Below are 15,222 nucleotides of genomic sequence, written 5' to 3' on the forward strand. Positions count from 1 at the left end.
CGCCGCCCGCGCCGCCCCAACCGCCGTCAAGCGCCGCGCGACTTCAATCGATGCGCGAACTTCCGGCGAAACTTCGCGAGCTTCGGCCCGATCACGACCACACAGTAGCCCTGCCCCGGATTGCGCGCGTAGTAGTTCTGGTGATACGCCTCGGCGGGCCAGTAGTTGCCGTTCAGCGGCTCGACCTGCGTGACGATCGGATCGTCGTAGAGCTTGTCGCGCTCGAGCGTCCGGATCAAGTCGAGCGCGGTGTCGCGCTGCGCGTCCGAGTGCGTGAAGATCGCCGACCGGTATTGCGTGCCGACGTCGTTGCCCTGACGGTTCAACTGCGTCGGATCGTGCGTCGCGAAGAAGATCTCGAGGATTTCGCGATAGCCGATCCGGCTCGGATCGAACGTCACGTTGACGACTTCCGCGTGCCCCGTGTCGCCATCGCACACGTCGCGATAGCCGGGGTTGCGCGTGCGGCCGCCCGCATAGCCCGATTCGACGGCCGTCACGCCGTCGACGTCCAGGAACACCGCCTCCTGGCACCAGAAACAGCCGCCGCCCAACGTGGCCACTTCGTTCGTTGCTTGACTACTCATATCGGTTTCCCTTTCGTTCGTCATGCCCGTTGCACGCGCCGCGCCCGGCCTCCGCGCGCGATGCTTTTCCGGCGGTCCGGCGCGCATGCGCGCCCCGCCGGCACACCGCGTCGCCATCACGGCTCCCGCGTCCGCATGCGCCGAAACGCGCGACGCATTCCACGAAAAATGTGGCGTCGGCCACTCGCCGGGCGCGGCGGCCCGTCGCAGCTCCGCGCGATTCCGCTAAAATCGTCCCCAACCAGACGAATTTTCCGATGACCGTCCTGCTCCCTTCCCGCCATTCCGCACGCGGCGCCGCCGCCCGTTCCACTTGCCGCAGCGCGCTTTCGTCGCTCGAGGCCGTCACGCGATGAAAAAAGAACAGGCCAGCCCTCCGAATTTCGATATCGGCGCGTTCCGCCAGGCGCTCAGCCAGTTCGCAACCGGCGTGACCGTCGTCACGACGCGCGCGCCGTCCGGTCAATTGATCGGCATCACCGCGAGTTCGTTCAATTCGGTGTCGCTCGATCCGCCGCTCGTGCTGTGGAGCCTCGCGCACAAATCGGCGTCGATGCCGGTATTCCGCACGAACAGCCATTATGTCGTCAACGTGCTCGCCGCGTCACAGCACGATCTGTGCATGCGCTTCGCGACGCTGAAGGGCAACCGCTTCGAAGGCGTGTCGCACGCGGAAGGCGACAGCGGCATGCCCGTGCTCGACGGCGCGCTCGCGTGGTTCGAATGCCACAACCGCAGCCGCTACGACGAAGGCGACCACGTGATCTTCGTCGGCGAGGTCGAACGCTGCGGCGTGCACCCCGACGCCGCGTCGCTCGCGCCGCTCGTGTTCCAGAGCGGCGGCTTCCACCGTCTCACACGACTTTGACGGCGCCCGTGCGCGCGAGCGCGACGGGCGGCCCCGCTTCGTCCTTCAGCGTCTGCAGCACGATGTTCGAGCGGATGTCGAGCACGCCGGGCGCCTTGTACAGCTGATTCAGCACGAAATCGGAGTAGTGCTTCAGGTTGTGCGCGAGCACGCGCAGCAGATAGTGCGTCTCGCCCGTCACGACGAATGCGCCGACCACCTCCGGCCATTCGCGCACCGCTTCCGCGAAACGCTCGTGCCATTGCGTCTGGTCGTTGCGCATCGACACCTGCACGAACGCCTCCAGCTCGAACCCGAGCTTCTCGCGGCTCAGGCACGCGCGATAGCGTTCGATCACCCCCTGCTCTTCGAGAAGCCGCATCCGCCGCAGGCAGGCGGACGGCGACAGCGAAATGCGTTCCGCCAGGTCGAGGTTGCTGATCCGGCCTTCCTGCTGCAGGACCGCGAGAATACGGCAATCGGTTGCGTCAAGCGTGATCGCATGCATTTTTGGTCTCCGTTTTAGGTCTATTTCGAATTATCTGCCATATTGGTGGATTGTCCATGCTTATTTCGCAAGCACCTGCTTCGCAGGTTTGCCTATCATCCGAAGCATCCAACGTTCTTCGATATCGCATGGACACGATCTGGGACATCTCCCCGTCAATCGACCCCGCAACGCCCGTCTGGCCGGGCGACACGCCCGTCGGCGTCGAGCGCGTGTGGCGCATGGAGGCGGGCTCGCCCGTCAACGTCGCGCGCATCACGCTGTCGCCGCACACGGGCGCGCACGCGGACGCGCCGCTCCATTACGACGAGCGCGGCGCGCCGATCGGCGCGGTGCCGCTCGACGCATATCTCGGGCGATGCCGCGTGATCCATTGCATCGGCGCCGGCCGCGCCGTCGCGCCCGACGACGTGCGCGCGGCGCTCGCCGACGCGCCGCCGCGCGTGCTGCTGCGCACGTACCGGCAGGCGCCGCAGCGCGCGTGGGACAGCGCGTTCTGCGCAGTCGCGCCGGAAACGATCGATCTGCTCGCCGCGCACGGCGTGCGCCTCGTCGGCATCGACACGCCGTCGCTCGACCCGCAGGAATCGAAGACGATGGACGCGCACCGGCGCATTCGCGCGCACCGGATGGCGATTCTCGAAGGACTCGTGCTCGACGACATCGCAGCGGGCGACTACGAATTGATCGCGCTGCCGCTCAAGTTCGCGACGCTCGACGCGAGCCCCGTGCGCGCGGTGCTGCGCGCGCTGCCCGGCGCGCCGCGCTGAAACCGCGCGTCGCCCCCTTTCCCCAACCAGGTTCGACATCATGAAAACACGTGAAGAAGCGCTCGCGCTCGACCGCGACGACCCGCTCGCGTCGCTGCGCGACCAGTTCGCGCTGCCCGACGGCGTGATCTATCTCGACGGCAATTCGCTCGGCGCGCAGCCGCGCGCCGCGGCCGCCCGCGCGCAGCAGGTGATCGGCGCCGAATGGGGCGAAGGCCTCATCCGCAGCTGGAACACGGCCGGCTGGTTCGCGCTGCCGCGCCGCCTCGGCGACCGGCTCGCGCCGCTCGTCGGCGCGGCGGCGGGCGAAATCGCGATCACCGACACGATCTCGATCAACCTCTTCAAGCTGCTGTCCGCGATGCTGCGCCACCAGGCGCAGCGCGCGCCGAAGCGGCGCGTGATCGTGTCGGAGCGCTCGAACTTTCCGACCGACCTGTACATCGCGCAGGGCCTGATCGCGCAGCTCGGCGGCGACTACGAGCTGCGCCTCGTCGACGATCCCGCCGACCTGCCCGATGCGCTCGACGACGAAACCGCCGTCGCGATGATCACGCACGTGAACTACCGGACGGGCTACATGCACGACATGCCGTCCGTCACGCAGACGGTTCGCCAGGCGGGCGCGCTGATGCTGTGGGATCTCGCGCACTCGGCGGGCGCCGTGCCCGTCGATCTGAACGGCGCGCTCGCGGACGGCGCGGTCGGCTGCACGTACAAGTATCTGAACGGCGGCCCCGGCTCGCCCGCGTTCGTCTGGGTGCCGAAGCGCCATCAGCATGCGTTCGAGCAGCCGCTCTCCGGCTGGTGGGGCCATCGCGCGCCGTTCGCGATGCAGCCGACGTTCGAGCCCGATCCGGGCATCGCGCGCTTTCTGTGCGGCACGCAGCCGATCGTGTCGATGTCGATGGTCGAATGCGGGCTCGACGTGTTCGCGCAGACCGACATGCACGCGATCCGCCGCAAGTCGCTCGCGCTGACCGACGCGTTCATCGCGCTCGTCGAATCGCGCTGCGCGGGCCAGCCGCTCAAGCTCGTCACGCCGCGCGCGCATCATCAGCGCGGCTCGCAGGCGAGCTTCGAGCATCCGCACGGCTACGAAGTGATGCAGGCGCTGATCGCGCGCGGCGTGATCGGCGACTACCGCGAGCCGCACATCCTGCGCTTCGGCTTCACGCCGCTCTACACGCGCTTCGTCGACGCATGGGACGCGGTGGAGACGCTGCGCGACATCGTCGAAACCGACGCATGGCGCGCACCCGAATTCGCGACGCGCGCCGAGGTGACCTGAGCCGCCCGATCGCGCGCCGTGCGCGCCACGCCGCGACTCGTCGCTCACCCCGCAACGCATTCTCAATGGAGACAACCGTGAATTCAGGTCACATGCAGCCGCCCGGCGACGGTAACGCGCCCGGCTGCCCGTTCGCCGGCACCCATGCGCACGAAGCGCCGCACGTGCCCGTCGCCGAAGACGGCGACGCGCCGTCCGGCTGGCACCACGCGCAGCTCGACTTCTCGCAATCGATGAGCTACGGCGACTACCTGTCGCTGTCGACGGTGCTCGACGCGCAGCATCCGCGCTCGCCGGACCACAACGAGATGCTGTTCATCATCCAGCATCAGACGAGCGAGCTGTGGATGAAGCTCGCGCTCTTCGAGCTGCGCGCGGCGCTCACGTCGATCCGCGACGACGCGCTGCCGCCCGCGTTCAAGATGCTCGCGCGCGTGTCGCGCGTGCTCGAGCAGCTCGTGCAGGCGTGGAACGTGCTCGCGACGATGACGCCGTCCGAGTATTCGGCGATGCGGCCGTATCTCGGCGCGTCGTCGGGGTTCCAGTCGTATCAGTATCGCGAGCTCGAGTTCATCCTCGGCAACAAGCACGAGCAGATGCTGCGTCCGCACGCGCACCGGCCGGAAGTCTATGCGCATCTCGAGGCGTCGCTGCGGGCGCCGTCGCTGTACGACGAAGTGATTCGCCTGCTCGCGCGCCGCGGCTTTCCGATCGCGCCCGAGCGGCTCGATGCGGACTGGACGCAGCCGACGCGCCACGATCCGACGGTCGAGGCCGCGTGGCTCGCGGTCTACCGCGAGCCGAACGCGCACTGGGAGCTGTATGAAATGGCCGAAGAGCTCGTCGATCTCGAAGACGCGTTCCGCCAGTGGCGCTTCCGCCACGTGACGACGGTCGAGCGGATCATCGGCTTCAAGCAGGGCACGGGCGGCACGAGCGGCGCGCCGTATCTGCGCAAGATGCTCGACGTCGTGCTGTTCCCCGAGCTCTGGCACGTGCGGACGACGCTGTAGCGCGCGCCGTCCGCCCATCCGGACGGCCGCGCGTCAGGGCGTCGTGCGCGCGAGCTCGTCGCTCGCCGGCAGCCCGCCGCTGCGCAGCCGCGGGATGTGGCGGCGCAGCGCGAGCAGCGCGACGAGCACGACCGTCATCGCGGCGGCGAGCATCGTCAGATACGCGTTCGCGCCGCCCGCCGAGATCACGTACGCGCCCGCGAACGCGCTCAGGATCGCGCCGATGCGGCCGAACGCGACGGCGCCCGCGGTGCCCGTCGCGCGCACGGGCGTCGGGTAGATGAACGTGCAGAGCGCGTACATCGTCGATTGCACCGCGTTGACGAAGAAGCCGTGCGCGCCGAGGCCGACGATCAGCCAGCCGGTGTGGCTCGCCGCATCGACGCCGAGCAGCCACGCGGCGCTCGCCGCGCCGCCCGCGCAGCAGAACGCGAGCGGCCAGCGCGACCCGAAGCGTCCGATCGCGAACGCACAGCCGAGCGCGCCCAGCACGCCGCCCAGGTTGTACGCGGTGAGCCCCGAACCGGCGACCGACACGCTCAAGCCCTGCGCAGTCAGCATCGTCGGCAGCCAGCTGAACGCGCTGTAGACGGCGAGCAGACACATGCAGAACGCGCACCACAGCGCGATCGTGTCGCGCGCGTAGCCGGCCGAGAACAGCGCGCGCAGGCCGCGCTGCCGGCCTTCGTGCGTGCGCGCTTCGGCGAGATCGGTGAACGCGGTGCCGTCGGAGACGGGCCGCCCCATCCGCGCGAGCAGTGCGCCGAGCTCGCGCCAGCGCGCCGGATTGCGCGCGAGATAGCGCGGCGATTCGGGCAGCGCGCGCACGAGCAGCAAACCGAGCGCGAGCGGCAGCGCGCCGCCGATCCAGAAGAGGCCGCGCCAGCCGTACGCGGGCAGCACCTCGTGCGCGAACAGGCCCGCAAGCATCCCGCCGAGCGGCACGCAGACGATCGTCGCCGTCACCATCACCGTGCGGCGGCGCGCGGGCGTGTATTCGGCCGTCATCGTCGTCGCGGTCGGCAGCGCGCCGCCGATCCCGAGCCCGGCGACGAAGCGCAGCGCGGCGATCGTCGCGATGTTCGGCGCGAAACCGATCGCGCACGTGGCCGCGCCGAATACGAACACGCTGCCGATGATCGCCCAGCGCCGGCCGAAGCGGTCCGCGAAGAGACCCGCGCACGCGCTGCCGACTCCCATCCCGAACAGGCCCGCCGCGACCGCGGGCGCGAACGCGCCGCGCGTGATCCCCCACTCCTTGATCAACACGGGAATCGCGAAGCCGATCAGCTGGCTGTCGAAGCCGTCGAGCACGATCGCGAACGCGGCGAGCAGCACGGCGATGCGCTGCATCGCCGTGAACGGTCCGTGGTCGAGCGTCGCGCCGATGTCGACCGCAAGCGGCGCGACGCCGTGGCGGGCGCTCATGCGAGCCTCCGGCGCGCGGCGGTCGAACAACGAACGCGGCGGTGCGCCGCGGCGAAACACGGGGTCGGGGTGTGCTGCATGTCGTCTCCTGAATGTCCTCTGGATCGGCGCGTCGCGCTGACCCGCCCCGCCCGGCTTTCTTCGGAACCGTTCGCGATGTCGCGGGCAAACCCTGCGGCGCTAGGGCTTCATCGGCCTCGCGCCGGCGCCGCGCGGCGCCGGCTGGCGGCATCCGCACGACAAGACATTGATCTGGCGCAAGGTCATGAATTTACGCATGGTAAAACTAATTTCGATTAGTTGAATTATTGGAAACCCCTAGCGCCGCTGGCATGCGGTCGCGCGGCGGCCGTCGAATGCCGGACGTGCGCATCGATCCTGCTGACGAATGCGGGTAACGTCGGTTCGACAGCGGACGATGCACGCGCTGTCGGCGCCGACGCCGATGCATCGATCTAAACGGCCGACCGCGCGAACGACCGCAGCCGAACGTCCGCTCGCGCCCGCGCTTGTATCTGCGTCATCCGACGCGCGCGTCGATCAGCCTGACGAGCTGCAGCAGCGTCTCCGTATGCGGCGTCACGACGCCAACGCCGCGCGCGGCCGCGACCATCGCGCCGTTGATCGCCTCGACCTCGGTGCGCCGCCCCGCGAGCACGTCCTGCAGCATCGACGGCCGATGTCCGGAATGCTCGCGGATCGCATGCAGCACGTTGTCGCGCATCTTGCCTGCGTCGACGCCGATGCCCTTCGCACGGGCGACCGCCGCCACCTCCGCGACGATCGCGAGCGCGAGCGCCGGCCCGTCTTCGCGCGCGCCGAGCTCGTCGACCGTGCAGCGCGTGACCGCGCACAGCGTGTTGAGCGCGGCGTTGAATCCGACCTTCTCCCAGATCGTCGTCCACACGCCGGCGTCCACCGTGCAGTTCAGCCCGGCGCGCTCGAACGCGTCGGCGCTCGCCTGCACGATCGGCCGCATCGCGCCGTCCGCGCTCATCAGCCGGATCCAGCCGGCGCCGTGCGAGCGCACGTGCGCGGGCCCGGCGAGATCGGCGGGCCACGTCGTCACGCCGACGAGAATCCGCTCGAGCGGCACGAATTCGCCGAGCGTCTCGACGTTGCCGAGCCCGTTCTGCAGCGTCAGCACGAACGTCCGCGGGCCGAGCAGCGCGCGCACGCCGGCGAGCGCCGCGCGCGTGTGCAGCGTCTTCGTGAATACGATCAGCAAGTCGGGCGGCGTGTGCGCGCCCGCCCGAGCGTCGCCCGGCCGCAGCGCGCGCAGCCGTGCGACGCGCCGGTCGCCGCGATCGGTGTCGAGCCGCAGCCCGTCGCGCGCGATCGCGTCGACGTGCGCGGCGTTCACGTCGACGAGCGTCACGTCGTGCCCATCTTCCGCGAGCAGGCCGCCGAACAGCGAGCCCATCGCGCCCGCGCCGACAATCGCAATCTTCATCGTCGTCATCGTTCAGAACGGATAGTGGCGCGGCGTCGTCTGCACGGTGATCCAGCGCAGATCGGTGAATTCGGCGATGCCCGCCTTGCCGCCGAAATGGCCGAAGCCGCTCTCCTTCACGCCGCCGAACGGCATCTGCGCCTCGTCGTGGACGGTCGGCCCGTTCACGTGGCAGATTCCCGATTCGATCCGCGCGGCGACGCGCATCGCGCGCGCGACGTCGCGGCTGAACACCGCCGACGACAGCCCGAACGCGTTGTCGTTCGCGCACGCGATCGCCGCGTCCTCGCCCGCGACGCGCACGATGCCCTTCACCGGCCCGAACGATTCGTCTTCGTAGATCCGCATCGCGGGCGTCACGCGATCGACGAGCGTCGCGGGCATCAGCGTGCTGTCCGCCTTGCCGCCGCAGAGCAGCGCCGCGCCTTTCGCGAGCGCGTCGTCGACGAGCGCGTTGCAGCGCTCGACGGTGCGCATGTCGATGACCGAGCCGAGCACGACGGGCCCCTTGCGCGGATCGCCCACCGGCAGCGACGCGGCCTTGTCGGCGAGCTTCGCGACGAACGCGTCGGCGATCCGCTCGTCGACGATGATCCGCTCGGTCGACATGCAGATCTGCCCGGAATTCGCGAACGCGCCGAACGCGGCCGCCGCGACGGCCGCGTCGAGATCGGCGTCGTCGAGCACGATGAACGGCGCCTTGCCGCCGAGCTCCAGCACGGCGGGCTTCAGATGCCGAGCGCAGCGCTCGGCGATGATCCGGCCGACGCGCGTCGAGCCCGTGAAGTTCACGCGGCGCACGGCCGGGTGCGCGATCATCGCGTCGACGATCGCGCCGGCGTCGGCGGGCGCGTTCGTCACGAAGTTCACGACGCCGGGCGGCAGCCCGGCTTCCTGCAGCGCATCGACGATGAGCCCGTGCGTCGCCGGACACAGCTCCGAGCCCTTCAGCACGACGGTGTTGCCGCATGCGAGCGGCAGCGCGATCGCGCGCACGCCGAGGATCACGGGCGCGTTCCACGGCGCGACGCCGAGCACGACGCCCGCCGGCTGACGCACGCCCATCGCGAGCGAGCCCGGCACGTCGGACGGAATCAGCTCGCCGCCGATCTGCGTCGTCAGCGCGGCCGCCTCGATCAGGCCGTTCGCGGCGAGCTGCACGTTGAACTGCGCCCAGATCACCGATGCGCCCGTCTCGGCCGCCATCGCGGCGACGAACGCGTCGCGCTTCGCTTCGAGCGCGGCGGCCGCCTTCAGCAGCAGCGCGCGGCGTGCGGTCGGGCCGAGCGCGGCCCACGGCGCGAAGGCGGCCGCGGCGGCGCCGACGGCCGCGCGCGCATCGTCGACGGTCGCGGCGGGCGCGCGCGTCGCGACTTCGCCGTCGAGCGGATTGCGGCGCTCGAACGTCGCGCCGCCCGTGGCCGGGCGGCGCTCGCCGCCGATCAGCATCGAGATGTCCTGCATGCGGGTATTCTCCTTCGGGGTGCTTGTCAACGCTGGACAATGCGCAGTCATGCGGATGAATGCAACGTCGCGACCGCGCGCGTCACGCGATCTCGACGTCGACGACGACGGGGGCCGGCGACGCGAGCGCCTGTTCGAGCGCATCGCGCAGGCGCGCGGCGTCGGCGACGCGCACGCCCGCGCAGCCCATCCCGTGCGCGAGCGACACGAAGTCGAGGTCGGGCAGCGCGGTGCCCTGCACCGGCTCGCCGTCGCGAAAGCCGAACACGGGCGCGAAGTCCTGCAATGCCGCATAGCGCGCGTTGTTCAGGATCACGAACGTGATCGGCAGCTTCAGATGCGCGGCGCTCCAGAGCGCCTGGATCGAATAGAGGCTGGAGCCGTCGCCGATCAGCGCGATCACACGCCGCCCCGGTGAGCCAAGCGCGACGCCGACCGCGGCCGGCATGCCGTAGCCGAGGCCGCCGCTGTCCATCGTGTAGAACGTGTCGCGGCGCGTGAACGGCAGATGCCGCTGCATCACCGGCCGCGCGCTCGGCGCCTCCTCGACGACGACGTCGCCCGGATCGCGCACGTCGGCGAGCGTCTGCAGCGCGAACGCGGCCGGCATCCGCCCGCCCGGCGCACCCGGGCCGACGCGCTCGCGCGGCGCTTGCGGCGCGGGCATCGGCCGCGCACGCGGCGCGGGGCGCGCGAGCAGATCGCGCGCGGCAAGCCGCAGATTGCCGACGACCGCATCGCCGACGGGCGTCCACGCGGCGACCGACGGATCGTCGACGAGCTGGTGAAGCGCCGCGCCCGCGGGCACGTGCGGGCCGAAGCCTTCGACGTGATATGTGAACGCGGGCGCGCCGAACGCGAGGATGAAGTCGTGGCCCGCGAGCCGCTCGACGATCCGCTCGCGGATCGCCGGCAGGAAGCCCGCGAACAGCGGATGGTCCTCGGGAAAGCTGCAGCGTCCCGACATCGGCGCGACGAACACGCGCGCGCGATGCCGCTCGGCGAGCTGCACCGCCTCGTCCCACGCGCCCCCGCGCGCGACGGCCGCGCCGATCACGAACGCCGGGCGCTCGCTCGCGTCGAGCGCGTCGGCGAGGCGCGCGAGCGCGTCGGGCGCGGGCCGCACTTCGGCGCTCACCGTGCGCGCGGGCACGGGCTCGGCAGCCCGGTCCCAATCGTCGGCCGGGATCGACACGAACACGGGCCCGCGCGGCTCCTGCATCGCGACGTGGTATGCGCGCGCGATCGCGGCGGGCACGTCCTCCGCGCGCGCGGGCTCGATGCTCCACTTCACATACGGCTTCGGCAGCTCGGCCGCCTGCACCGACGCGAGAAACGGCTCGAACGGCAGAATCGAGCGCGCCTGCTGGCCGGCCGTGACGATGAGCGGCGTCCTGTTCTTGTACGCGGTGAAGAGGTTGCCCATCGCATTGCCGACGCCCGCCGCCGAATGCAGGTTCACGACGGCCGCATTGCCCGTCGCCTGTGCGTAGCCGTCCGCCATCCCGACCACGACCGCCTCGTGCAGGCCGAGCACGTACTGAAAATCGTCGGGGAAGTCGCGAAACATCGGCAGCTCGGTCGAGCCCGGATTGCCGAACACCTTGTGGATGCCGAACTGGCGCAGCAGATCGATGACGGCGTCGCGGACCGTGTACGGGGTGCGCATCGGCGCGTCGGCGCGAAGGTCGGGGGCGGTCATGCGGGCGTGTCTCCTCATATCGATTTCCACAGTATCGGCGGCAGGTACATTCCCCGATACTGTATTTTCTGCAATAAGCCATTACGCGACGGCATGACTTTCGATCTGCGCCAGCTGCGCGCTTTCACGACGATCGCCGCGAGCGGCAGCCTCGGCCGCGCGGCGGACGCGCTGCACGTCACGCAGCCCGCGCTGAGCCGCATCCTGAAGCGGCTCGAGGACCAGATCGGCGCGCCGCTCTTCGAGCGTCATTCGAAGGGGATGCAGCTCACCGCGATCGGCGAGGCGCTGTTGCCGCACGCGACGCTCCTGCAGCACGAGGCCGAGCACGCGCGCGAGGAAATCGACGCGCTGCGCGGGCTCGCGAAGGGCACGATCAAGGTCGGCGCGGTCGGCAGCATCGCGAGCCTCGTGCTGCCCGTCGCGATCGGGCGCGTGCTCGACCGGTGGCCCAACCTGCGCGTCGAGATCGTCGAAGGCGTGTGGGACCGGCTCGTCGAAGCGCTCCTGACGCACGAGATCGACGTCGCGCTCAGCACGCGCGTGCCGGACACGGACGACGTCGTCGGTGTCCCCGAATGCCGGTGGGACGACGTGAGCCACGTCGTCGCCGCGCCCGATCATCCGCTGCGCGGCGCCGGCGCGCCGCTCGCGCTCGCCGACACGCGCGCCGCGCGCTGGGCGATCCCGCCGCGCGGCACCGCGCCGTACGAGCAGATGCGCGCGGCGTTCGACGCGCAAGGGCTCGCGCCGCCCGCCATCGCCGTCGAGACCCGCTCGGTGACGGCGCTCAAGAGCCTCGTCGCGCATGCGGGCTTCCTGAGCTGGATGGCCGAGCCGATGTACCGCGCGGAGCGCCGCGCGCGCACGATCGACACGCTGCCCGTCGAAGGCGTCGCCGCGACCCGCACGCTGACCGCGTTCCGCCGCCGCCACGGGATCCTGCCCGGCCCCGCGGCGAAGCTGCTCGAGCAGCTCGCGCTGCTGACCCGCCAACCATTCTGACGCTTCGCGCCGACGCGTCGCCTCACGCGCGTCGCGCACGGATTGGCGCGCCGCAGCATCGAAATCCCGCGCGATCGCCTTGACTTTCGCCCACCCGAATACGATCATTCGCTCACATCAAGAGCAAATGATCTATACGAGATTCGGCAGGCGCCAGCCGGCCGTCAGGAGACACGGGATGAGCAGTCCATCCAGCGCCGCGCCGGCGATCTTGCACATCGGCGTCGGCTCGTTCCACCGCGCGCATCAGGCGTGGTACCTGCATCGCGTCAACGAAGCGTCGCCCGCCGGCGAGCGCTGGTCGCTCGTCGTCGGCGACATTCGCGACGACCTGCGCGCGACGCGCGACGCGCTCGCCGCGCAGCACGGCGTCTATACGCTCGAAACGGTCACGCCGCAGGGCGAGCGCGCATACGAGACGATCCGCTCGATCTCGCGCGTGCTGCCCTGGTCGATCGATCTCGCGGCGCTCGTCGACGCGGGCGCCGATCCGGCGTGCAGGATCGTGTCGTTCACGGTGACGGAAGGCGGCTACTACCTCGACGAACACGACCGGCTCGACGCGTCGAATCCCGATCTCGCGGCCGATCTGCAAGGCGCGCGCGTCACGATCTACGGCGCGCTCGCGGCGCTGCTCGCCGAGCGCGCCGCGCGCGGCGCGGGCCCCGTCACGCTGCTGAGCTGCGACAACCTGCGCAGCAACGGCGCGCGCTTTCGCGCCGGCATGCGCGAATTCCTGTCGCGGCGCGGGCTCGTCGATCTGCTCGCGTGGTTCGACGCGAACGTCGCGTGCCCGAGCTCGATGGTCGACCGCATCACGCCGCGCCCGACGCCCGACGTGCGCGAGCGCGTGCTCGCGGCGACGGGCGTCGACGACGCGTGCCCGGTCATGGGCGAAGCGTTCATCCAGTGGGTGATCGAAGACCGCTTCGCGGCCGGCCGCCCGGCATGGGAGAAGGCGGGCGCGGAACTCGTCGGCGACGTCCATCCGTACGAGGAAGCGAAGATCCGGATCCTGAACGCGACGCACAGCTGCATCGCATGGGCGGGCACGCTCGCGGGCTACGCGTACATCCACGAAGGCATGCACGACGCCGACATCCGCGGCTTCGCGCACGCATACGTGACCGACGACGTGATCCCGTGCCTCACGCCGAGCCCGCTCGATCTCGCGCGCTACCGCGACGTCGTGCTCGACCGCTTCGGCAATCCGCACATCCGTGACACGAACCAGCGCGTCGCGGCCGACGGCTTCTCGAAAATTCCCGGCTTCATCGCGCCGACGCTCGCCGAATCGATCGCGCGTGGCGTCGAGCCGGCGTCGACCGCGGTGCTGCCCGCCCTCTTCCTGCGCTTCCTGCAGCGCTGGGCGAAAGGCGCGCTGCCGTACGCGTACCAGGACGGCGTGATGGACGCCGACGTCGCGCGCGCGATCGCGGGCGCGGACGATCCCGTCGCCGCGCTCGCCGGGCAGCGCCTGCTGTGGGGATCGCTCGCCGGCACGGCCGCGCTCGACCACGCGCTGCGCGCGGGCCTCGCGCGCGTCGACGCGTGGCTCGCGCGCCGCTGAACGGCCGCGCGCGTCACTCGGGTCAAATCGCCATTGGCACGGCGGCGGGCGCGCGGCTAAAGTAGCGGCTCCCTGTCGACGCACCGTTTTCCGCCCATGTATCTCGGCATCGATCTCGGCACCTCCGAAGTCAAGGTGCTGCTGCTTTCGCCCGACGGCATCGTCGTCGGCACGGCGGGCACGCCGTTTACCGTCGCGCGCGCGCATCCGCGCTGGGCCGAGCAGCATCCGCACGACTGGTGGGCGGGCACGCTCGCCGCGCTCGCCGCGTTGCGCGCGCGGCATCCTCGCGCATTCGGCGAAGTGCGCGGAATCGGCCTGTCCGGCCAGATGCACGGCGCGGTGCTGCTCGATCGCGACGATCGCGTGCTGCGCCCCGCGATCCTGTGGAACGACATGCGCAGCGCCGACGAATGCGCGGAACTCGAAGCCCGCGCGCCCGATCTGCATGCGATCGCCGGCAATCTCGCGATGCCGGGCTTCACCGCGCCGAAGCTCCTGTGGATCGCGCGGCACGAGCCGCACGTGTTCCGCGAGATCGCGTGCGTGCTGATGCCGAAGGATTATCTGCGCCTGAGACTCACGGGCGCGAAGGTGTCGGACCCGTCCGACGCGGCGGGCACGCTGTGGCTCGACGCCGCGAAGCGCGACTGGTCCGGCGCGCTCCTCGCCGCGGGCGGCATGACGCGCGCGCAGATGCCGAGGATCGTCGAAGGCAACGCGCCGTCCGGCACGCTGCGCGCGGACGTCGCGCGCGAGCTCGGCCTTGCCGAGGCGATCGTCGTCGCGGGCGGCGGCGGCGACAATGCGACGAGCGCGCTCGGCATCGGCGCGACGCAGCCGGGCGACGGCTTCGTGTCGCTCGGCACGTCGGGCGTGCTGAGCGTCGTCGGCGACCGCTTCCGGCCGAATCCGGCGTCGGCCGTCCACGCGTTCTGCCACGCGATTCCCGACCGCTGGCAGCAGATGAGCGTCGTGCTGTCGGCGGCGAGCTGCCTGCGCTGGATCTGCAAGCTGACGTCGACCGACGAGCCGGCGCTCCTCGCCGAAGTCGCCGCGCTCGATCCCGCCGCCTGCGGGAACGCGCCGTACTTCCTGCCCTATCTGTCGGGCGAGCGCACGCCGCACAACGATCCGTACGCGCAAGGCGTGTTCTTCGGGATGACGCACGGCACCGACCGCGCCCTCCTCGGCTACGCGGTGCTCGAAGGCGTGACGCTCGCGCTCGCCGACGGCTTCGACGCGCTGATCGCAGGGGGCACGCAAACCGATGCGCTGTCGCTGATCGGCGGCGGCGCGAGGAGCGCGTACTGGGCGCAACTGATCGCCGACGCGCTCGGCGTGCGCACGCGCCGGCACGGCGGCGGCGAGACGGGCGCGGCGCTCGGCGCGGCTCGGCTCGGCTGGCTCGCGGTCGGCGGCGATCCGCGCGACGTGCTGACGAAGCCGCCGCTGCGCGACGAGTTCGCGCCGAACGCGGCTCGCCACGCGGCGCTGCGCGAGCGGCTCGACACGTTCCGCGCGCTGTACCGTCACGTGCGGCCGCTGTTCGAGCCGTCGCGCCGGCGGCTCGCGTGAGCGCGA

The 15,222-nt window shown here is 70.8% G+C and carries 13 protein-coding genes; 7 read left to right on the plus strand and 6 right to left on the minus strand.

All coding sequences use genetic code 11. The annotated features are described in order from the left end of the window. Positions 1–26: 26 nt before the first annotated feature. The gene (gene msrA, locus BG90_RS03840; RefSeq protein ID WP_025989684.1) at positions 27–587 is read right to left on the minus strand and encodes a peptide-methionine (S)-S-oxide reductase MsrA; all 561 of its coding nucleotides are present in this window, start codon (positions 585–587) and stop codon (positions 27–29) included. A gap of 352 nt (positions 588–939) precedes the next feature. Between msrA and BG90_RS03845 the strand changes: the two genes are divergently transcribed. Further along, a complete protein-coding gene (locus tag BG90_RS03845) occupies positions 940–1,455 on the plus strand; it encodes a flavin reductase family protein (protein ID WP_010101997.1) in 516 nt (171 codons plus the stop codon). Here the strand turns inward: BG90_RS03845 and BG90_RS03850 are convergent. Beyond that, positions 1,442–1,942, minus strand: coding sequence for an Lrp/AsnC family transcriptional regulator (locus BG90_RS03850; RefSeq protein WP_010101995.1), 501 nt, complete (start codon positions 1,940–1,942; stop codon positions 1,442–1,444). The two genes, BG90_RS03845 and BG90_RS03850, sit on opposite strands and share 14 nt — an antisense overlap. A gap of 128 nt (positions 1,943–2,070) precedes the next feature. Between BG90_RS03850 and kynB the strand changes: the two genes are divergently transcribed. From kynB to kynA, 3 genes are all read left to right on the plus strand, one after another. Then, positions 2,071–2,712 carry an arylformamidase gene (gene kynB, locus BG90_RS03855; RefSeq protein ID WP_010114248.1) on the plus strand — a complete coding sequence of 214 codons (642 nt, stop codon included), beginning with the start codon at positions 2,071–2,073 and terminating at the stop codon, positions 2,710–2,712. A 40-nt stretch (positions 2,713–2,752) separates the two neighbouring features. Beyond that, positions 2,753–4,003, plus strand: coding sequence for a kynureninase (kynU, locus tag BG90_RS03860; RefSeq protein ID WP_010101991.1), 1,251 nt, complete (start codon positions 2,753–2,755; stop codon positions 4,001–4,003). Positions 4,004–4,095: 92 nt separating this feature from the next. Next, positions 4,096–5,016, plus strand: a complete 921-nt coding sequence (gene kynA / locus BG90_RS03865; protein WP_010101989.1) for a tryptophan 2,3-dioxygenase — start codon at positions 4,096–4,098, stop codon at positions 5,014–5,016. A gap of 33 nt (positions 5,017–5,049) precedes the next feature. Here the strand turns inward: kynA and BG90_RS03870 are convergent, their stop codons facing one another. The 4 genes from BG90_RS03870 to mdlC all read right to left on the minus strand — a co-directional run bounded on the left by BG90_RS03870 (position 5,050) and on the right by mdlC (position 11,063). Then, positions 5,050–6,504, minus strand: a complete 1,455-nt coding sequence (locus tag BG90_RS03870) for an MFS transporter (RefSeq protein ID WP_010114247.1) — start codon at positions 6,502–6,504, stop codon at positions 5,050–5,052. A 460-nt stretch (positions 6,505–6,964) separates the two neighbouring features. After that, positions 6,965–7,897: a ketopantoate reductase family protein gene (locus BG90_RS03875; RefSeq protein WP_025989683.1), complete on the minus strand. Its 933-nt coding sequence runs from the start codon at positions 7,895–7,897 to the stop codon at positions 6,965–6,967. 12 nt (positions 7,898–7,909) lie between these two features. Further along, positions 7,910–9,361: an aldehyde dehydrogenase gene (locus BG90_RS03880; protein WP_045568052.1), complete on the minus strand. Its 1,452-nt coding sequence runs from the start codon at positions 9,359–9,361 to the stop codon at positions 7,910–7,912. A gap of 82 nt (positions 9,362–9,443) precedes the next feature. After that, entirely contained in the window at positions 9,444–11,063 is a 1,620-nt protein-coding gene (gene mdlC / locus BG90_RS03885; RefSeq protein ID WP_045568053.1) for a benzoylformate decarboxylase, read from the minus strand. 93 nt (positions 11,064–11,156) lie between these two features. Between mdlC and BG90_RS03890 the strand changes: the two genes are divergently transcribed. The 3 genes from BG90_RS03890 (at position 11,157) to xylB (ending at position 15,216) form a co-directional block, all read left to right on the plus strand. Continuing rightward, entirely contained in the window at positions 11,157–12,068 is a 912-nt protein-coding gene (locus tag BG90_RS03890; RefSeq protein ID WP_010101979.1) for a LysR family transcriptional regulator, read from the plus strand. A 178-nt stretch (positions 12,069–12,246) separates the two neighbouring features. Further along, the gene (gene dalD, locus BG90_RS03895; RefSeq protein WP_038801930.1) at positions 12,247–13,638 is read left to right on the plus strand and encodes a D-arabinitol 4-dehydrogenase; all 1,392 of its coding nucleotides are present in this window, start codon (positions 12,247–12,249) and stop codon (positions 13,636–13,638) included. Positions 13,639–13,734: 96 nt separating this feature from the next. Next, positions 13,735–15,216, plus strand: a complete 1,482-nt coding sequence (gene xylB, locus BG90_RS03900; protein WP_045568054.1) for a xylulokinase — start codon at positions 13,735–13,737, stop codon at positions 15,214–15,216. The last annotated feature ends 6 nt before the right edge of the window (positions 15,217–15,222 follow it).

The organism is Burkholderia oklahomensis C6786, from assembly GCF_000959365.1.
Taxonomy (GTDB): domain Bacteria; phylum Pseudomonadota; class Gammaproteobacteria; order Burkholderiales; family Burkholderiaceae; genus Burkholderia; species Burkholderia oklahomensis.

Excerpts from the sequence above, each read along its gene's own strand:
- msrA (WP_025989684.1), bottom strand. The coding sequence starts at position 587 with ATGAGTAGTCAAGCAACGAACGAAGTGGCCACGTTGGGCGGCGGCTGT.
- BG90_RS03845 (WP_010101997.1), top strand. The coding sequence starts at position 940 with ATGAAAAAAGAACAGGCCAGCCCTCCGAATTTCGATATCGGCGCGTTC.
- BG90_RS03850 (WP_010101995.1), bottom strand. The coding sequence starts at position 1,942 with ATGCATGCGATCACGCTTGACGCAACCGATTGCCGTATTCTCGCGGTC.
- kynB (WP_010114248.1), top strand. The coding sequence starts at position 2,071 with ATGGACACGATCTGGGACATCTCCCCGTCAATCGACCCCGCAACGCCC.
- kynU (WP_010101991.1), top strand. The coding sequence starts at position 2,753 with ATGAAAACACGTGAAGAAGCGCTCGCGCTCGACCGCGACGACCCGCTC.
- kynA (WP_010101989.1), top strand. The coding sequence starts at position 4,096 with ATGCAGCCGCCCGGCGACGGTAACGCGCCCGGCTGCCCGTTCGCCGGC.
- BG90_RS03875 (WP_025989683.1), bottom strand. The coding sequence starts at position 7,897 with ATGAAGATTGCGATTGTCGGCGCGGGCGCGATGGGCTCGCTGTTCGGC.
- BG90_RS03880 (WP_045568052.1), bottom strand. The coding sequence starts at position 9,361 with ATGCAGGACATCTCGATGCTGATCGGCGGCGAGCGCCGCCCGGCCACG.
- mdlC (WP_045568053.1), bottom strand. The coding sequence starts at position 11,063 with ATGACCGCCCCCGACCTTCGCGCCGACGCGCCGATGCGCACCCCGTAC.
- BG90_RS03890 (WP_010101979.1), top strand. The coding sequence starts at position 11,157 with ATGACTTTCGATCTGCGCCAGCTGCGCGCTTTCACGACGATCGCCGCG.
- dalD (WP_038801930.1), top strand. The coding sequence starts at position 12,247 with ATGAGCAGTCCATCCAGCGCCGCGCCGGCGATCTTGCACATCGGCGTC.
- xylB (WP_045568054.1), top strand. The coding sequence starts at position 13,735 with ATGTATCTCGGCATCGATCTCGGCACCTCCGAAGTCAAGGTGCTGCTG.